General features: G+C 42.1%; 10 protein-coding genes. All 10 read left to right on the top strand.

Annotated elements, in window-relative coordinates:
* The first annotated feature begins 32 nt into the window (after positions 1 to 32).
* The 10 genes from KZC02_RS01845 (at position 33) to KZC02_RS01890 (ending at position 20,066) form a co-directional block, all read left to right on the top strand.
* A complete protein-coding gene (locus KZC02_RS01845) occupies positions 33 to 443 on the top strand; it encodes a GPW/gp25 family protein (RefSeq protein ID WP_229253955.1) in 411 nt (136 codons plus the stop codon).
* On the top strand, positions 443 to 3,850 hold the full coding sequence (locus KZC02_RS01850) for a hypothetical protein (RefSeq protein WP_221392539.1): 3,408 nt from the start codon (positions 443 to 445) through the stop codon (positions 3,848 to 3,850). Before KZC02_RS01845 ends, KZC02_RS01850 begins: the two co-directional genes overlap by 1 nt.
* Positions 3,847 to 6,951: a hypothetical protein gene (locus KZC02_RS01855; protein WP_221392540.1), complete on the top strand. Its 3,105-nt coding sequence runs from the start codon at positions 3,847 to 3,849 to the stop codon at positions 6,949 to 6,951. Before KZC02_RS01850 ends, KZC02_RS01855 begins: the two co-directional genes overlap by 4 nt.
* A complete protein-coding gene (locus KZC02_RS01860; protein WP_221392541.1) occupies positions 6,890 to 10,435 on the top strand; it encodes a PKD domain-containing protein in 3,546 nt (1,181 codons plus the stop codon). Before KZC02_RS01855 ends, KZC02_RS01860 begins: the two co-directional genes overlap by 62 nt.
* Entirely contained in the window at positions 10,435 to 11,874 is a 1,440-nt protein-coding gene (locus KZC02_RS01865) for a contractile injection system tape measure protein (protein WP_221392542.1), read from the top strand. Before KZC02_RS01860 ends, KZC02_RS01865 begins: the two co-directional genes overlap by 1 nt.
* Before the next feature lie 12 nt (positions 11,875 to 11,886).
* The gene (locus tag KZC02_RS01870; protein ID WP_221392543.1) at positions 11,887 to 13,281 is read left to right on the top strand and encodes a DUF4157 domain-containing protein; all 1,395 of its coding nucleotides are present in this window, start codon (positions 11,887 to 11,889) and stop codon (positions 13,279 to 13,281) included.
* Positions 13,282 to 13,368: 87 nt separating this feature from the next.
* Positions 13,369 to 14,382 carry a hypothetical protein gene (locus KZC02_RS01875; RefSeq protein ID WP_221392544.1) on the top strand — a complete coding sequence of 338 codons (1,014 nt, stop codon included), beginning with the start codon at positions 13,369 to 13,371 and terminating at the stop codon, positions 14,380 to 14,382.
* Between the two features lie 84 nt (positions 14,383 to 14,466).
* On the top strand, positions 14,467 to 15,285 hold the full coding sequence (locus KZC02_RS01880; protein WP_221392545.1) for a peptidoglycan-binding protein: 819 nt from the start codon (positions 14,467 to 14,469) through the stop codon (positions 15,283 to 15,285).
* Positions 15,286 to 15,294: 9 nt separating this feature from the next.
* Positions 15,295 to 19,668 (top strand): DUF4157 domain-containing protein, encoded by a 4,374-nt coding sequence (locus KZC02_RS01885; protein WP_221392546.1) that lies wholly within the window; start codon positions 15,295 to 15,297, stop codon positions 19,666 to 19,668.
* A gap of 2 nt (positions 19,669 to 19,670) precedes the next feature.
* The gene (locus KZC02_RS01890; protein ID WP_221392547.1) at positions 19,671 to 20,066 is read left to right on the top strand and encodes a hypothetical protein; all 396 of its coding nucleotides are present in this window, start codon (positions 19,671 to 19,673) and stop codon (positions 20,064 to 20,066) included.
* Positions 20,067 to 20,077: the final 11 nt, after the last annotated feature.

Consider the following 20,077-nt stretch of genomic DNA (forward strand, 5'->3'; position numbering starts at 1 on the left):
TTATTTTCTGATTTCAAGAATACATAAATACCATGAACAAGTCTTTTTTAGGTACAGGCTGGGGTTTTCCACCCACTTTTGAACGTACTGCACGAGCGGTCGAAATGCTATCTGATGAAGCAAATGTCAGGATCAGTCTGGAAATCATACTTAATACCAGGCTGGGTGAAAGAGTACTTCGTTCTGACTTTGGCTGCAATATGGAAGAACTTGTTTTTGAACCAATTACAACCACATTCCTGACCTACATCAGGGAGCGGATAAGGGTGGCCATTCTTTACCATGAGCCGCGCGTAGAACTGAACAGCATAGATTTTTCAAAAAGCAACGAGGAAGAAGGTTTGGTGTGGGTAAAAGTAGAATACACGATCCGCGCCACCAATACCCGATTTAATTACGTCTTTCCTTTTTACAAAGAAGAGGGCACAAATATTAATTTATAATGGCTGGTACCTGTACACATATTAACCCCTTGCAACATTCCGGCAGCAGCCAGTTACAACGGCTGTTAAAAGCATTGGAACCCTCCTTTGTAAAGATTGACGAGCGCAGCACTGCCGATCTTATGTTGTTTGCAAAAGAATATGCCCGTTACATCAAATATTACAATGCCAGTAATGTATCTGAAAGTGACTGGCAGGCTTTTATGCAATGGGATATTTCTGCTGTACTGGCTGAGCTTTCAAAAACGAATGCGCAATTTTTCTATAAAATAGCCCTGACAATTATAGCAAAGCTTAAAACACCTCTTACAGAAGCGGAAGCACAGCAGCATTTCACATTGTTATTCGAATTGTTGTTTACGCTGTTGCAACGTATTGACCAGCTTTTGGTACAAATTCCAAATGAAATGGCTTTCCGTGAATATTTCCAGACTTTAATAGAATCCCGGATTCAGGAACCCTACAAGAAATTAAAAAAACAATATGACAACGCACTGGCCAATGTACCAACACCGCTTGTTTTAACGGACAGCGGATTAAGAGATTCACTCGCCATACCACTCGAAACAGTTGCCAACGCCACTTCTGGGCTCAACACAGCTCTTTGGGGTGATCCTTCTTTGGCTATTGTTCCTGCGTTCATTGGCGCAAATGTTCCTGAGAAAGTTAAAAACATGGCTTCGCATAATTTATTTATTGCGCAGATTGATTCCCTGTTTCGGGCAATTGCACAGCTGAATCAGCAAGCCGGACTGTATCTCGAACAAACCCTTGACAATTTTCCTGACCACACACCTCATTATGCGCTTTTTCTGACATTCCTTAAACTTTTTAAAGGCATACAGAACAACCTGAATGAGTTCACAAAAAGGCATCTGGATTTTTATTACAAAGACATTTTACAATTAAAAAACAAGGCCTCACAACCAGACTTTGTTCACTTAATTATAGAACTGGCAAAAAATACGGACAAGTTTCTTCTCGCAAAAGACACCGTTTTCAAAGCCGGCAAAAATGATGCAGGTAAAGAATTGTTTTACAAAAGCACATCGGATACTGTCATCAATCAGGCTCAGGCCGCATTGTATAAATCAGTATTTGTAGAAACCAGTGCCACCGAAAAATCCGTATATGCTTCCGCTACTGCCAATTCTATTGACGGACAGGGTGGCAAGATAACCGCAGCCGATGGACAGTGGAAACCTTTTGGGGACGATACACGCAAGCCGGCTACGGTTGGTTTTGCTGTGGCTTCACATCATTTCTACTGCCAGGGCGGTGGACGGATACTGGGAATTTTTTTCGAAAAAGACGGGGCTCCGGTATCGGTGGATGTCTCATTGTTTGATATTCACATTTCCGGTGAAAAGGGCTGGTTTATTATTCCTGATTCACAGAAAGGTGTACTTGGAAGCATCATTTGGCTTTATCTCAATCCCAATGATCCTGCATTTGTGCCGTTCAGTCAGAAATTACATGCTGATACCTTCAATACTGTTTTACCAGTAGCCAAATTCACATTTAAAAATACCAGTAATGCACGAGCATGGTATGACCTTGGCTTTACGAAAATCACCACTGGCTGCTGGGTTGGAGGATTGAAAAAGTTTTCACTTTCAAACGATCTTGGGCCGCTCGATCCGGCCAAACCATTTTTACCTTTTGGCGGAATTCCTAAAAAAGGTGCTGGTTTTACAATTGGCAGTCACGAGGTTTTTCAAAAATACGATACTACCGGCGGAACAAATGTTCTTAACGCCGGTTTATCCATCGAATGGGACAATGCAGCAATAGCTGGAAACAATGTAAGTGTCCGTTATCTGGATGGCGGACAATGGACTATCCCAGCAGGAAACCGTCCTGATACAGATATTAAATTTTCTAACCCCCACCCGATTGCACCCGATTTTTCACCGGACGTGCCATTAACAACGGATAGCAAAAGGGGATTTGTGCGTTTCGAAACAGATACAGATTTTGGCCATGGTGATTATATCAAACGGCTTGTAGATTCAGCAACCAATGCAACAGTGAATGATACACCTGCCCAGCCTTACACGCCACAGATCAAGTCACTGGCTATCAATTATATATTCTGGAAATCATTTGATTTGTCGGGAACTACTTTGCTGAATGAATCAGAATTACAGTTTTTTCATGTCTTGCCTTTTGGCACAAAAAAACCCGTTCCACAAACCGGATTAAAACTCTTGCCTGCATTCGATAATGAAGGTGAATTATATGTTGGTTTCGAAAAATTAACGCCTGACTCTTCATTATCTACACTTTTTCAATTGGCAGAAGGTTCAGCTGATCCCGAATTAGATAAGACAGAAGTAGTTTTTGATTATCTGGCAAACAACAGCTGGAAAACATTTGACAGTCAAAGTATTTCTGACGGAACCGAAGACCTGATTCATTCGGGTATCGTACAAACACAAATTCCCGCCGATGCCGGCAATACCAATACTATTCTGGATTCGGGTTTTCACTGGCTCCGTCTTACTGTGAAAGAACGCACTGCGGCTGCCTGCAACATTATTGGAATACATACGCAGGCAGTTCGTGCTACATTTTTTGACTATAACAAACAAGGAATTGTCTTTGAAAAATCGCTGGCAGGTAATACGATCAGTAAAACTGTAATCAGCAATGCCGCGATTAAAAAGATGAGTCAGCCGTACAACAGTTTTGGCGGCAGGGTTACTGAAACCGATCCGCACTTTTATGTACGAGTGAGCGAACGGCTTCGTCACAAACAACGGGGCATTACCATCTGGGATTATGAGCATATTGTTTTGGAGGCATTTCCGGATGAATTATATAAGGTAAAGTGTTTGAATCATACGCATTTACAGGACGAAATAGCACCGGGTTATGTCACAGTGGTTCCTGTTGCGAATTTGCAGAATAAAAATGCAATTGACCCGCTTCGTCCGCTGGTTAACATTGCAACGCTGGAAAAGATCAGTCAGTTTTTAAAAAAGATCATTTCAGCTCACGTACGGCTTGATGTACGCAATCCGAAATTTGAGCAGGTCCAGTTTGAGTTTAGTGTAAAATTCATAGAAGACCCAGCCATTGATCCCTCCTATTACCGGGAAGTATTAAACAGGCGCGTTGAGGAATTCCTGGCTCCATGGGCATACAATACTGCCTGGGATATAGAATTTGGGGGCCATTTATGCAAGTCGGTTGTACTGAACCTGGTGGAAGAGCAGACGTATGTAGACTATGTAACCTGTTTTAAAATGAATCATTATGTTGACGGAATTATATACAAATCCGATGTGGAAGAAGCTTACACGACCTCGTCAAGGTCGGTGATCACTTCGTACAAAAATGGAAATACCCGCCATATTATCACTGTTTTAACGTCTGCCGACAAAACCTGTGTTTGTGTATGAATCAGCAAGATGTTTATATAGCCAAAAACCGTACGTTACCACCCAGCCAGGACTACGAACTGCTGCGAAAAACGGGCATGGGTTATATTGAGAGCCTCGGCAACAAGCTTTGGACGAATTTTAATAGTCCCGACCCCGGGATTACTACACACGAAATACTGTGTTATGCCCTCACAGAACTGGGTTATCGTACCGATTTCGATATCAAAGACCTTTTAACAGAAAACACAGATGGGCTGATTCAGAATAAAACATTTTTTACAGCGAAGAATATACTGACCAACCGCCCCGTAAGCGAACTGGATTACAGAAAACTCGTTGTAGACATCATTGGCGTACACAATGCGTGGCTTATTTATGAACTCGACGAAAAAGATGCTGACGGATATCATTTGCCTCTGCCAGCCGAAATTCCCATTTATGCTGATTGTGTGAACGACCAGCTTGTATACACCAAAACTGGTTGTGAAGTCAGTCTGCGGGGTTTACAAAAATTCATGCTGGATCTGGACAGTACCGATGAATTCGGAGATTTGAATAATGGTGTCATTTATCATCAGGTTTTCGAACAAAACCCTGATCCGGCCAAAGACCTTTACGGCACCGCTTTTGAGATCGTTCCCTTTTATGATAACTGGAAGGATGGCGAAAGTTTTCTGGATTTATTGACTGACCTGGCAACAGAAATAAACATCGGAACCATTACAGTGTCACAGCCTGACGTGAAGAAAAATCGCTGGAAAATTGATGTTGTGAATCTGGTGACGACCACAAATTTTGGTTTTGATCTGGTCCTGGCAAGCAAGCCATCATCTGATTTTGCAGTCAGTACTTCTAAAATACAGGCCTATACTACTGTTACTGTATTAGCTGCCTGGTTCGACCTGTTGCTTAAGAAATTGCAAAATGCACTTGAAATTGTAAAAGAGGTAAAAATTACAATTCATGAAAACCGCAACCTGTGCGAAGACTGGCTTTGTATTGAACCTGTACTTGTGAAGGAGCTGGGAATATGTGTGGACATAGACTTGCTGCCTGATGCAGATACCGAAAAGGTTTTGGCCGAAATGTATTTTTTGATTGAAAATTACCTCAACCCATCCGTTTCCTTTTTTACCTTAAAAGAACTATTGGATAAAGGAAAAACCAGTGATGAGATTTTTGAAGGGCCAATACTTCACCATGGATTTATTGATACAAATGAACTGGAAAACACACAGCTTAGACAGGAAATCTATACTTCTGACATCATCAATCTGCTGATGGATATTCCGGGTGTGCGGTGTGTAAAGAACATGCTGCTTACACTTTATGATAAAAACGGCAATCCTGATCCTGTTCAGAAAAACCAGAAATGGTGTTTGCATGTGCCAAAAGGTACCAAGGTTGTGTTAAGCCATCAGAAATCAAAGTTTTTGTTTTTTAAGGGTAAAATACCATTTACGATCACTGACACGGCGCGGTTGCAGGAGGTGGAGGACACGCTAAAATTTCTGCATGCAGTTCGTAACCGCAATAAACTGAAAGGGCATACGGATGATATGAATATTCCGAATGGCAATTTCAGGGAGCTTGCCGATTATTATTCTATCCAGTACGAATTTCCGCAGGTTTATGGAGTCGGAGCATTTGGTTTACCCTCAAAAGCAACGCCTTTGCGTAAAGCACAAGCCAAACAATTGAAAGCATACCTGCTTTTTTACGATCAGCTGCTTGCCGATTTTTTTCAGCAGCTTAAAAATGCCAGACGGTTAATTTCAACGGAAAATCTTACACAAACTTATTTCAGCCAATATCTGACCGGAATTAAGGGCGTGGAAACAGACGACTTTGCCACCGAAATCTATCAGAATAACCTGGAAGATGTACTGGACCTGACCAACTTAACCGCCTGGCAAAGGCTGGGTGAAACTCAGGCAGTATTTGAAGACCGTCAGCAACGTTTTCTGGATCATCTGCTGGCGCGTTTTGCAGAAAATTTCAACCAGTACACTATGCTGATGTTCCAGTTCAGCTCGCAGTCGGGAAGTGTACAATTTGTAAAAACTGATTCGGCACGTCTTGCAAAAGATAAAATAAAGTTTCTGGAAGATTATGCCGTTACAAGCTCAGAACGGGGTAAAGCATTCGATTACCATCCGCTCAAACATGATGCTTCGGGCAATCAGGTAGTGAATGTAATCTGGGATACCGATAATGTTTCAGGATTTGAAAAGCGCGTGTCAAGACTCTTAGGTATTGAAAACTTCAATAGAAGAGACCTCTCCTGCCCTGCCATTGTCGAGGTTTCCGCCTTTGACGTAACTGCACAGACCTGTATATTTTTGGTTAAAGACGAAGATGGAAACGTGCTGCTGACATTGCTTTCAGTAAAAAAATATACGGCCGAAGCTGACGCACAGACTGATGCAGACCGGATGAAATACTGGTTTACAAACCCACAAAGATATTATTGCAAAAAACTCGCTGATGGTACCATCGTTCTCCAGATCATTGATCCGGAGAACGGTGAAGTGATAGCACAAACGCTGGAAACGTACCCGACATGGCTGGAAGCCGACCGTGCAAAAGAAAAACTGGTTGATCTGTTTGCAAGCCGCTGCAGCGCAGGTGAAGGAATGTATTTACTGGAACATATACTGCTCCGGCCAAGGAACAATCTTTATAAACTGATGCGCGTGTGCCTGGGAAAAGACTGCACCGATTGCTGTGACGACGATCCTTATTCTTTTCGGGCAACGGTAATTTTGCCATTCTGGCCGGAACGTTTCCGTAACATGTATTTCCGCCAGTATGCCGAAGAAATAATGCGTACAGAAGCTCCTGCGCACGTTTCACTTAAAATCTGCTGGGTATCAAATGTGGATATGCACCGGCTTGAAGTTGCATACCGTGCATGGCTCGATGCAATGCAGTTATATGCAACGCCACTTTGCCCCGACAGCGATCATGATGAAGCATTAAGAGATGCCAACGATAACTTACTGACCATATTGGAAACATTGCACAGCGAATATCCGGGAGGGCGGCTTCACGACTGTGAAGAGGGCGAAAGCGAAAGCGCCATTGTTCTGGGAAGCAGCTCACTGGGAACATTTTAAAAAATATACAACTCGTAAAATCATTAATACTATGGCACTGCCCATGCAATATCCCGTTTTTGAAGCCGATCAGGTGCTTACCAACAAGCATCTGAATGACGCCTTCAATTATCTTGATGCCCAAAACAGGCTTACCCGCACTCATCTGATCGGCATTGGTATTGTGTGCGGTCTTGAACTGAACTATAATCAAATTGATGCGCTCACCATTTCACGTGGCTGCGGGGTCACGTCATTGGGCTTGCTGATCCTGTTTGAAAAAACAACGACTTACAAGTTTGCCCGGAAAATTACTTTGCCAAAGACATTTACAGAGCAAAATGCGCTTACCAAAATATACGAAACTCTTAGTCCATGGGAATTATCAGACACACAGCAAAGTGGCGATGATGTACTTTCACCGGCATTTCTGGATGACAAAGTCATGATGCTATTGCTTGAAGCGGACTTACTCGATCTAAAAAATTGTGATACAACGGATTGCAGTGACAAGGGCAAACGTATGGATTTCATTTTACGTCCATTACTGATCACCATTTCGGATGCAGAAAAATTAGCAAGAGGCAATGGTAAAATCCCGGTCAATTTGCTCGATAGCCGTTTTGCGCTACCGGACCTGCATTTGCGGAGGTTTGACGTAACAGCAACAATTTTGCAAACACCGAAAGATATTTTGACCGCCTTCGGAAAATTAATGGATGATACCACGGTCTCAACCGTATCAGACACTTTACAGTTGGCATATAATACCTTCAAACCAATACTTTACGAGGATTTTTCGGGCGATTTTTCTCAGCTTAAAATAACTTTAACCCAAACACGGGATAATCTAAAATACGCAGTTGTATGTCAATATGTATTCGACTGGATAGACGATCTTGTAAAAACGTATACTGAAATTCATGAAAAAGGCACCGAATGCCTTACCCTTTGCTGTCCGGATGAAGCTCTTTTTCCTTATCATTTATTACTTGGCAGAGCTATTTTCAGTACAACAGATCTTGGCCAGAATATCAATCTGGCACCTTTCCGCATATTCCGGAATTATTTTATACACTCACCAATAGTAGGTTGTAACGATGCATTGGTTGCCGGTATCCGTTCATTGTTTAAACGGCTGGTTTTACTGATCAAAAATTTTGGTAATACACAGACGAACAATACCAACAGCTTTGCAGCAAATATCAGTAGAATTTCACCAATCCGGATCACACCGTCAAAATTGGGCGATGTGCCGCTTTCTGACAAAGCAATCCCCTATTATTATTCACCTGTTCCATTATACCAATACTGGAATTATGATAAAACGCGCCGGTACAAAGCAGATACAAATCTGGGATACCGGGCGGATTTATATTCGACCAGCCCAGCCATTAGAACACCACTTTTGTTTGATATTGAAGCGTACAATTTCCTGAGAATTGAAGGCCATATTGGGTTGAATTATCAGAGAGCGCTCGGAGAAATTGTGCTTCAGATTCAACAGTATCGCCTGCCTGTTCAGGTAATTGCACTGAAAGCCAAGAAGTTCGATGAGCTGGATATCGATTACACTCTGATCAGGAAAAGCCTCAGTGATCTGGAAATTACATATGATGTGGTCCGGCGGGAATGGGAAGCCATAATAGGACAAAATATTGAATGGCTGGACGATAATAAAAACGATGCTAACCAGGCAGTTGGAACAGCATGGCTCAGGACTTTCATAGGACATCTGGTCACTTCCAAGCGCTTTATGTTCAACGATTTATCAGAATTCATTGCGCATTACCGCGCTTTTATCCGGCTTTACGAAATGATTGAGGCTGATGCAGATAGTAAAGCAACAGAACTACGCCAGCGCCTGGCAAACAACGACCAGAAATTAAATGCCGTCTTCGCCGAGGATCTGATAGACCATCTGGATGAAATTGGGTTGTCCATTGCAAAAGGGCCATTTCGGGCATTGTACCAGGATTACCGCAACAGGGTAATTGAATTGCTTAAAATGCAGTATTTTGAATATTACTCTCAAATCCATCCCGGCCTCGAACACAAAGCAGGTGTGGTGAAAGGCGGTACATTTATTTTGGTGTATGCCGATAGTGCAAGGCAAATTACAAAACGCAGGGTTGCAGGAAACATAGGCGTTTCAGATGAAGCTGTTGCTGCAACCACAGCTGTAAACGTGGAGGAAAGTGATGATTGTGATTGTTTTGAAGATTCATTTAATGAACGTTTCAAAGGCATAGACGATCCGGTAAAACGAAAAACCATTCTCGAATTGCTGGGCAATGACTTTTTTCAGCCTGTTGTTGAAAAGGAACCTGAAATTGCAGATGGTATCGTTTTCGCAGATTTTTATTTGCCTTACTTATGCTGCGGTGACGGTCCGGGTATAACTTATATTCTGGAAACGCCGAAAGAACCTGTAAAACCAACACTTTCTATTGATCCGGTTATTTTTTGCAGTAATGACCAGAAGGCATATACACCGGTAACTTCACCCGAAGGAGGTGTTTTAAAGGCCAACGGGCAGGTTGTTGCAAATAATGTAATTATTCCGGTTACACTGGGGGCCGGCACTTTTACCCTCACCTATGAGGCAGACGGTCAAACTTCTGATCCTGTTACAATTATCATTAAAAACGCGCGTACAGAAGCAATCAAAATTGAGGCTTCTACCCATGATGAAGCCAGGCCGGGAGATGAAATCACATTTACCATTTTAAATCCGGTTGAAGGCGAAACATATAACTGGGATTTTGGAGATGGTACCACCGCAACAGGTAACCCCGTTTCACACAAATACTCACTGAGTGAAAATGAGCAACGGCATATTTTCCGGGTAAGGGTCAATGCACAGAATGCCCCTTGTTCCGGTTCGGATGCAGAAACAGAAATCATAGTGCAGCAGCCAGAAAGCGACGTAATTTTTGAGATTGAACAATTGATCTATTGCTGGCAGGATGACAAGATGTTCTGTTTCAAAGTTGACGAACAATATCAAAATAACAGCCAGATTGAAAATCCGGGCGGATTGATCTTTACCGATGAAAAGGAAGCTTGTTTTGTACCGAGAAATCAAATTCATGAGACCACAAAAACTTTTGACCTGACCTATCGGGGAAAACAACTTAGCATTACAATTGTTAAACCGAATGCCAATTATACCATTAAGCTGGAAACGACTGTTGTTACAACGAATCAAAACGTTCTCATAACGCTCAATGCCAAAGACCAGACACATTTACTTTATCAATGGAAAATTGCGCCTTTCGATGTTCAAAATATTCCGAATAAACCGTCCGTACAAATACAAATTCCTCTTAATAGTGAAAAATTCCTGGAGACAATCAGGGGAAATAATGGCGAATTAATTATCTCCTTAACAGCACATGTTGATTTGGATAGTGATTCAAAACCTGATTGTGACAACACCTCTGTCAGGGTAATTAAGCTGGATGATGTGAGTACACATTTAGAAAACAAAGACGAGTTCTGATGGCAAACAGGCACGTAATCGGCAAACATGAGATCAGCATCGAAATAGGTGATGTCGGGCTTGCCTTTGAGACCCAGAACGAAGTCTCAGATCTTTGCCGTACCACTTTGTATCCTGCTTTGGATAAATTGTTTGACCGTTACGCACCTGAAAATGAACACTGGAAAATAGACAGCCTGGTCCTGGATCTCGGAGATCTTGCTGTTGAAAACTGGCAGAAAACATTTGTCCAAAAAACAATTGAACAAATGGAAGAACAGCTCCGGAAAAAGCTTAACAAACGGACGTTTGAAATGGCATATAACAAACACGCTAAGCAGGAAGAAACGATAAACAAAGAAGCAACCATTACAAGTATAGATGTCCCGGTTGAAACCACATTTTTAAAGTTTTTACAAACCGGTTCGTTTGCATGGAACAGCCCGGTACGTACGATATCGGAGCTTGAAAACCAACTGAAAATCACCGGTAAATTATCCAATCAGATTGTTCAGCTGGTTCAGCAGGATTATACCGTACTCACCCGATTAGTGTGGCAGTTTTCATCTGAATTCATTAAAGCGGTTCTTGCAAATCTTGTTTCAAAGAAACCAGAAGTGCTCTCTTCTTTTAATACACTTTTTGTTCAAAAAACATGGAAAGGTGCTTTTCTGGAAATTGGCGTTTCTGAGCAGAAACGTACACAACTGGAAAATCACTTCCGGCTTGCCTTGCTTTTAGAAGCTTTTCCGGTTAGCACCGGTAAAGATGTCCTGATTAAATCAATGCGGGCTTTACTTTCAGAAAAACAACAAAACATATGGATTGAATACATACAAAAAACTATTCAGATTGATGAAAACGAAACTATTCTGGCTGAAGTCAGCAAGGTACTGGTCTTAAAAACCAGTCCGGATAATGTAAAGCAAAAAGTAAAACAGATTCAGGTTGATGACGACTCAGAAGCTATTTACATTAACCAGGCCGGGCTGGTTTTACTACATCCGTTTTTACCTGTGTTTTTTAAAAAAACAAATCTGCTGGATAACAACCAATGGAAAAGCAATGTAAAACAACGACGGGCAGTATTACTGTGCAATTATCTGGTTTCGGGCCAAAGTACTGCTGAAGAAACCGACTTGTCTCTTCATAAAATTATGTGCGGTTTGCCTTTTACAACGCCGATAGAAAACGAATTTGAACTTACAGAAATTGAGAAAACTGCCTCGGAAAATCTGCTGAACGCTGTACTGGAATACTGGACTGCGCTAAAAAGTACGCGAACGGATGAACTACGGGGGTCATTTCTGGTAAGAAACGGAAAACTCAGCCACAAGGATAACCAGTGGTTTCTGAAGGTGGAACAACGTCCTTATGATATGCTTCTGGATCATTTGCCGTGGACAATCAGCATGATCCAAAACACTTTTATGCCCGAAATGCTCCGGGTGGAATGGTAAACTGATCAGACTATGAATACTTCCATATATGAATTACAATCCACTGCCAGAAACAGCCGCAAAACAACTTTTTTTGGCAGCCAGCCCAGGTCATCCTTTTTCACTCCGGCTATCCAGCCTAAACTTTCAATTGGTTCTCCCAATGATATTTATGAACAGGAAGCGGATGCGATGGCCGACAAAATCATGCGAATGGAACAACCCGGCGTACAATTGAAATCTTTGCCGGTTACCTCGTTACAGCGGAAATGTGCGCATTGTGAGGAAGAAGAAAAGAAAATGCAGCTTAAAGAAATAAACAGTACAAAAGCCAGTGCCGACAGTAATCTGGAAAGTTACGTTGGCGGCCTGAACAGTAGCGGACAGTTCCTGCCCAAGGACGTCCGTAGTTTTTATGAACCAAGGTTTGGCTATGATTTCAGTCAGGTGAAAGTGCATACGGATTCAGTTGCGGCAAAATCTGCACAATCAATCAATGCACTGGCTTTTACATCGGGCAGCAATATTGTATTTAACAGCGGACAGTATTCGCCGGGAAGTGAAAGTGGAAAAAGGTTGCTGGGGCATGAACTGACGCATGTGGTACAGCAAGGTGATGGAATAACGCCTAAAATTCAAAGGCAACAAGTGACAACCCCGACCTCCTGTCCTGGCAGTGTTGTAGGTGCAGTGTATTCAAGAGGCAATGACGACTGGGCTGAGTGTGACTATGAAACTGCAAGAATAAGCGTGAACCTGATCCTTGATCCTTGCACATGTAGCTCATCAGGTACAACAATGCCCTTGTCAGTAAATTATTCAGCAATACTGGAAGGTAAAAGTTTTACGGGAAGGACAATTCCAAATCCATCCGGTACGGGAACAATCCGGGAACAGGAAGGCCAGGCATCACACATTGCTACCGGCGTAGTTACACCGGGACGTTCGAGGACACCAGGAACCCAGCCGGGAATGAGACTATCTGAAGATAACTTACCGGCAGGAACGCCTGCCAATGTAAGCGGGCCGCTTGTATTAGCCGTAGATGACAGAAACCGGGGTGGCCGGCCTGGTGACCCGGGTGATACTGTGAGCCAGAGGCTTTCGTTAGGCAGCCTTCCGTGCATCGGAGGATCAACTTCTGGCCAGGTAAGTCTTGGCGGAGGCTTTCAGGTAATAAATTACAGTATTAGTGCCAGCAGCACAAGTGTACAGCAGGCTTCCATTACACTCACTGAATCGGGCAGAATGGCGGGAAGAATCCCAACTCCACTTATTGATATTACCTCCGGGGCAAATCCGTATCCGCGTTTTCCAGGAAATCAAAGACCCGGTGGCACTGGCTGTACCTGTGATCCGGTAACAGGACGACAAAATGGTACCGGATGCAGCAGAGGCCCGGGCGGAGCCGGATTTGGCAGGCCCTGAATAAATCAGAATGACTAATTCAATTATTGAATTTTCATTGAAGCCGTAAACTGGACAATTTTCATGAACTGATAATAACTAAATACTATGAAAAGCAAGGATGTTCTAAACCAGGCACATACAGTTTTTTCGAGATTACTGATTCTTGCATTTACAATGATCTTATTTTCCTGCAAACGTGATGAACGGTTAGATAAAATTGTGATGCATGAAAACCCTTTCCTGAAAACTATAACTAAACCAGAGATCCTGCTTGATGATTTGAACAATCCGGCCACGCCCGTTTTTATTGATAACAGGATTGTTTTTGCAGAAAGCGGAAAAGGAACGATCAGTGAATTTAAAGACAAAGAAGCTGTTCCGTTGATCACGGGTTTCGGAATGGATAGCTATGGAGGATATCCAATTAGTGTTCTCGGACTTGCTGCTATTCCTGATAAAAAGACCTGGATCGTGGCGGCATCACAGGATAGCGGGCACATTTTTATTTATGACGAAGCCAAATTCCCAACAACTGCTGATAAAGGGCGTGAAATTGAAATTCAGCGTACTGAATCCATTAATCCATTTGGTATTCTGCTACCTAAGAAAACGCCTGTAATTGTTGCCACGGGTGGTACCAAATCTGTATATCAGGGAAATCTGGATGTGATCAATCCCAACCCCATGAAACCAGTATTTGATGTAACAACGGGCGTTGAAGGTCTGGCTGAAGATTTAAAAACAGGAGAAATCTATGGAGCAGTAGTTGGTACCGGCCAAAATGACGGTTACCTGATAAGCTGGAATCCTGTTGCTAAATCTATCACACCCAGAACAGTTGCACGGGGATTTTCAAATTTAGTTGGGGTTGCCATGATGCCGAACAGATTATTGCTGCTATTGGAATTCGGGAATTTCGGTAAACCTGAGAGCGGGCGGTTGTCAGTGATTGATCTGGACAAAGATCCGGCAAAAAGTTATCCATTAATTTCCGGACTGGACTTTCCGAGTGGATTATCCTTGGGGCCGGATAATGCGCTCCTGATTTCCACTTTTGGGAAAAAACCGGCGACACCGGATGGTATGCTGTTAAAACTGAAACTTGAAATGAAAGACTGAAACACAACTTCAATTGTTTTAAATCCGGGAAAACAGAAGTGATTCATATCAAAAAAATTGATCTATTCATTACAATATACTACCATGCAAAAAAACAATTTTCAAAAAGAGCTTACGATTTCGGCCATCCAGAAACGTAATGGCGCGGGTAATAAAAAGAACGATGTAATAAAAATTCAATCATGGTTAACCTTATTTGCCATGTCCAATCCATCATCCGGTACTGCAACCGGTATTGATGGTGATTATGGTACGGCCACAGAGAAAGCTGTCATTAATTTTCAAAAAGCTAAAAACCTTTCAGAAACAGGCGTTATCGATCAGGAAACGTTCAGCCTGCTTTGTGAACCTATGAAGGATGCTTTTGAGGGAAATGTAAGCGGGAATGGATTACGCGAGCTGGTAGTAAATACTGCTTTAAATCACCTGAAAAGCGTCCCCTTTGAGCTGGTAATCAATAATGAAGCTAATTCGGGGCCATGGGTTCGCGCCTATATGGGTGGTAATGAGGGTACAGAATGGTTCTGGTGCATGGGTTTTGTACAGGCAATCATCGATCAGGCAGCGACTTTACAAGGTAAAAATTTTAAAACATTAATGCCTCTTACTTATAGCTGCGATACAGTGGGCACCACCGGCCTGCAAAAAGGATTATTACAAAGATTTGCTTCAGTGCGGTCCAATCCGGAGAAAGTGAGACCAGGTGATATTTTCCTTTTACAAAAGACTCCTCACGATTGGACACATACAGGTATTATAACAAAAATAGACAATGATACCTTTGAAACTGTTGAAGGAAATACCAACAATGGCGGATCAAATAATGGCAATGCAGTACTGAAAAGAGTACGTAATTTCAGGACCAGTAAACTGGATGTTTTTTCTATTGAGCCATTGGTATAAACTCATCAAATGTCAGAATCCGAGCACATTTCAAAATCTTCCGCATCTAAAAACAGTAATGCCAGGCGGTCATTTTTCTTTCAGCCGAAACTCACCATTGGTTCACCAAATGATGTGTATGAACAGGAAGCGGATAATATAGCAGATAAGGTAATGCGGATGACTGACACAGGTTTAACCTTAAAATCAAGTCCTGTACAGGATTTGATTTCCCGGAAATGTGCGGCTTGCGAAGAAGAAGAAAAACATATTCAGAAAAAATCTATCAATGATGATATTACTCCGGTTATTCAGAAAAGGGGAAATGATGGTGGTGGAATTGCCAGTGATGTTATTTCAGGACAGATAGAATCGGCGAAAGGCGGTGGCAGTCCGATAGACCAAAGTACACGTAATTTCATGGAAACGCGTTTTGGAAATAACTTTTCAGCCGTCAGGATACATACGGATTCCAAAGCTGTACAACTTTCACAGGAACTTAATGCCCAGGCATTTACAGTGGGTAATGATGTTTTTTTTAACCAGGGTAAATACAATGCCGAAAGTGATTCGGGAAAACAGCTGCTGGCCCATGAGCTGGTCCATACAGTGCAGCAATCGGGAAGTCTTGAAAGAAAATCAATACAGCGGTATTCCAATGAATGCGGCAAAGATTTTATTTTCAGTTTCAGCGGTGTAATAAATGATGAAACGGAAGATCAGCATAACGGTGTTCCACGCGCATATTATTCGGAAATTCCTGGCAGCACGTCAAAGAGAGGCAAAAAAATCCAGGGAAATAATGGTCATTCTCTTGCACTCATAGCCGGAACTCCGGTCGAAGTCGGACAATTTCACCAAAAGTACTGGCGTGCTGTATGCCTTAAACCACCTGGCAGTCCAGATTATGAAATAGCATGGGTACTTAATTCCTATATTTCAAACCCGGCAGTCCCAACACCACAACCTGCCGCAGCAGCGCCGGTAAAAAAAACAACGGCGAAATATCCCTTTCTAAAAGATGGAGTAGAAATTGACCTGGATATGAATGGCAGCTTTTCTACGCATGAATTACATACATCGATTAAAGCAAATGGAAATGCGGTATCACTAACCTTCAGGCACATTGCAGGTACTAAAACACAAACATTAACACTAACTCCGGATAGTATTGACGTTAGCAATGCGATGTATGCGGGAGCTGGTATTACTGATGGAACCCATCCTCTCGAAATGATTATTGTTGGCTATGAAAAAGATAAAGCAGATAAGATGTCCGGTTACCGGATTATTATTATTCCTGAGCATACTCCCGGTACCTACCGTTTAAAGGGGATGAAGCTTGATAAAGATATTGAATTCAAAAATATCGATATAACAGGTGCACAAGCATTTGACCTGGGAGTACCATCATCTTTTGATGACGCTTTGAGCAAAAAGATCATTGAAGAAAAAGGCGAACATAGCAAGCAGGGAGGAACTTTCAGGTTCGATTTTAAGGTTGGCCCAGCTAATGATGTGAATTTCACTTTACATATAATTAAAAACCCGGATGACGAAGACACTGTATTATGCTCCATTGGTGCCAGCAAATCAGATAGTGATAAGGGAATACAATCTCACCCGGCAAGAGAACTGACACTGCCTATACCTGTAAGTTTCGAGGAACTGGACATTGAGAAATGGAAAGAAACAAACGGATCAGTTTCCTATCGTTTTTTGCCTCCCTATTCCAACACCGGCTTTATGGTTACCTACGAGATTAACCCATTAAAAAAGGATAACTATGTTTCGTCTGATTCAGCACATGGCCTCAATATATATCCCATTGATACCAGCACAGACGAGCCATCATCTGCAATGCCTGCCGTAAAGGTTGGTTTTGTATTGAAAGATGGTGTATGGCAATATGGATTTGGTAAAAGATCTGTTGAAAGTTTCCGCATTGAATCCGCAAAAAATGCATTTTTCAAATTACAGGAAATGCAGTTGCCAAAGCATGAAATTAATGATCTGCTCAACGAAATGAGCCTGATCGTAATGCTTGCAGTGAAGGAAAATATTTCCGGCTCAAATATTTATGCGCAGTGGATGGAAGTGGCCTATGGCGTGGCAGCTTACAGTGAAGATGCGGCAAAAGGAGATGATACTGCCAAGCAATGGATTAAAGATAAATCGGACGCATTTATTACTTCCTTACTTGCGGAGATAGGCGGTAAAGGTGATGAATCGTCTGATGTAAATGCTAATGGTGTTGGGCCGGCAGGCGGGACTATTACGAGCAAGATTACAAACAAATACACAGGAGCTCAATCGGACAAAAGTGTAGGAGTTGGGCCTTTAGCCAGGGCACAATCCTCAGTAAAAGCTGTAAAACAACCATTTGAAGATGTAAGGGCATTGATATTATCCGGCAATTATAATTCAGCCGTTACATTATTACGCAGCAGCTTTTTCCTATGGGTTGAGGACCAGTTAATTAATAATAAAAATGCAAATAAGGATACAAAACGAAAACTTCAGGCGTACGGCTACCAATTATCCTATGACAAGCAGTTAAAAGACACACTTTCCAAAGAGAAAACTCCGTTACAAAAAATAAAGGCCATCTATTATCCCGATCTGGGTAATGTTACCAATGAAAATGGTACATCACTCATGGTAGGCAGCGAAATTAAGGGCATTCCACTCGATTTATATTATCAGGAAGTAGGTGATGACTGGGTAATTTATAATTTCACAACCCTTACCCAGCCGGGAAAACTGAATGATTTTAAGCGTACACAATCAAAAAATCCAGGTGAATTTGCACCACCTCAGGAAGTTTTTGATTTATTGACCAAGGATGAAGGTATTGGTACCGGTTACATACATTATCAAACGGTTATTGGTGAAGGCGGAGTGGTAAGAGTAAGCCATCCCTGGACATTAGGCGGTGTTATTTTGACTGCGGCCGCAATTGTTGGCTTGATTGCGCTGGCTCTAACTGGTGTAGGTTTGTTTGCAGAAGGCGCAGCGGCGGCAAGTTTCGGTGGTGCAGCTGCTTTGTTGGGCGACATTGCTGCTATTGCCACTGTTGTGGGAGCATCTGTAAAAATTGGGCAGGATTATGCAGATGGAGCCCCTGTCACAGCTGCAAGGTGGGGTGAACTGGCAATAGATGTAGCAGTTTCGGTACTTCCTGTTATAAGAGGATTGCGTGGAATTGCTTCATTGAGGCAATACAAAAATCTTTATGTGCTGATGGATGTAACGGCTAACACACAATGGGTTGCCAAACTGGATGCAGCGGCCAACGTTTCTGCAATTCTGGTAACATCAGGCAAAGGAGTGGATGAGCTTTCCGGATTATCAAAAGCACTGGAAGAAGGACGCATAGATGAAGCCACCTTCTATTGGGCTGTTGTAAAAAATGTGGGCTTAGGTGTTATCAATGTAGTTCTCTTGCATTCGAGTATCAAAACACTTCAGGGAAGGGCATTAGGCAGTACCACACTTGAAGAGGTCATTACAAAAGGATTTAAAAAAGAGCTGTTAGTAGAAAAATCAACTGCTATGTATAGCAAAGAAAACGTGGAAGCGGGTGTTGAAACACTGCTTGAAAGCTCCACAGTTTACCGTACAATGGTTGTGGAAGCTTTATCCGGTGAGAAAGATTTTGAAAAAGCAATTGACGTGGTTTGCTATCTTGGTTCAAAGGAAAGAGGTGCACTTAACGATGTAATGATTATCGACGGAAAAGTCAAACGGGTCATTGATGTTATGATAGAGGGAAAATTCTTTGGCAAAACACTCGTTATTCCACAAGGATTTATAGGTTCCAAAGGCAGTAAGCTCGACGATGTACAAAGAGATTTCACTCAATTTTCCGCTGCGGTAGTTGATGGTGTCCATGGAGTCCAGGGTTTAAAAGATGCCGAAATCCGTCTACAGGGAAGTGCAACAATGGGAATTGCCAAGCCTAAAACTCCAACAGCCGAAAATCCGAAAACGTGGGATTATGACCTGGCTATCATGATGGAAGCGACTGAATATAACAAAAAGCTTGGCTCCATATTTAATAATAAGGTAAAATACAAAGACAAATCCAAGGGAAATATTGATTTGAACAGCATGAGCAATGAAGAGATTATCAAGATTGCCGCAAGAATGAACGCGGATAAATTAAGGGCAATCGATGAAAGAGAATTCAATTCTGTTGCTCACACATTCGGTAACGGGATCGTTACGGGTAAGGCAAATATGAGCTCCGATTATTTCCCCGAGTTAGCTTTGTTGAATGCAGCGCTGAAAAAACAATTCAGTATCCCTGATCTTGATTTTAGTGTGATAGCTAAAAACAGTGGTTTTGATTCCACCCCTTTTATAACTTTACAATCATCATCGTCCCAACCTGTAAAATAGAAATGATTACAACCGATGTATATTTTGATACTGACTCGTTTATAAAACAACAGGTTAACTTATTTTCCCCGGTCCTGGAAAAATGGATCGGAAAAAACTATCCAGATTACTATCTGCCGGGTATTGATCTTTTTTCCTATGACCCATCCGAAAAATTCTTAATCAGTCTAAGCAGAAATTCATCATACAATAAAACTGATGAAGATTGCGACCGCTTCAGGTACAAACTAATATACATAGATTTGGAAGGCAGGTTTGAAGAGGAAGAAAATCTGAAACGAATCTCTGAATTCCTAAAATTATTGTGGTCTATAAATATTCCCACTTGCACACCTGTACTTGAAGATCAGCTTCCATTTCAGGGAGGAGCGAACGGCCCGGTTAAATGGCCTTTGTAAGGGACAGGATA

The sequence above is a fragment of the Dyadobacter sp. NIV53 genome (assembly GCF_019711195.1).
GTDB lineage: Bacteria > Bacteroidota > Bacteroidia > Cytophagales > Spirosomataceae > Dyadobacter.

What these genes read in the sequence shown, in the direction of transcription:
- KZC02_RS01845 (WP_229253955.1), top strand. Translation starts at nt 33, where the DNA reads ATGAACAAGTCTTTTTTAGGTACAGGCTGGGGTTTTCCACCCACTTTT.
- KZC02_RS01850 (WP_221392539.1), top strand. Translation starts at nt 443, where the DNA reads ATGGCTGGTACCTGTACACATATTAACCCCTTGCAACATTCCGGCAGC.
- KZC02_RS01855 (WP_221392540.1), top strand. Translation starts at nt 3,847, where the DNA reads ATGAATCAGCAAGATGTTTATATAGCCAAAAACCGTACGTTACCACCC.
- KZC02_RS01865 (WP_221392542.1), top strand. Translation starts at nt 10,435, where the DNA reads ATGGCAAACAGGCACGTAATCGGCAAACATGAGATCAGCATCGAAATA.
- KZC02_RS01870 (WP_221392543.1), top strand. Translation starts at nt 11,887, where the DNA reads ATGAATACTTCCATATATGAATTACAATCCACTGCCAGAAACAGCCGC.
- KZC02_RS01875 (WP_221392544.1), top strand. Translation starts at nt 13,369, where the DNA reads ATGAAAAGCAAGGATGTTCTAAACCAGGCACATACAGTTTTTTCGAGA.
- KZC02_RS01880 (WP_221392545.1), top strand. Translation starts at nt 14,467, where the DNA reads ATGCAAAAAAACAATTTTCAAAAAGAGCTTACGATTTCGGCCATCCAG.
- KZC02_RS01885 (WP_221392546.1), top strand. Translation starts at nt 15,295, where the DNA reads ATGTCAGAATCCGAGCACATTTCAAAATCTTCCGCATCTAAAAACAGT.
- KZC02_RS01890 (WP_221392547.1), top strand. Translation starts at nt 19,671, where the DNA reads ATGATTACAACCGATGTATATTTTGATACTGACTCGTTTATAAAACAA.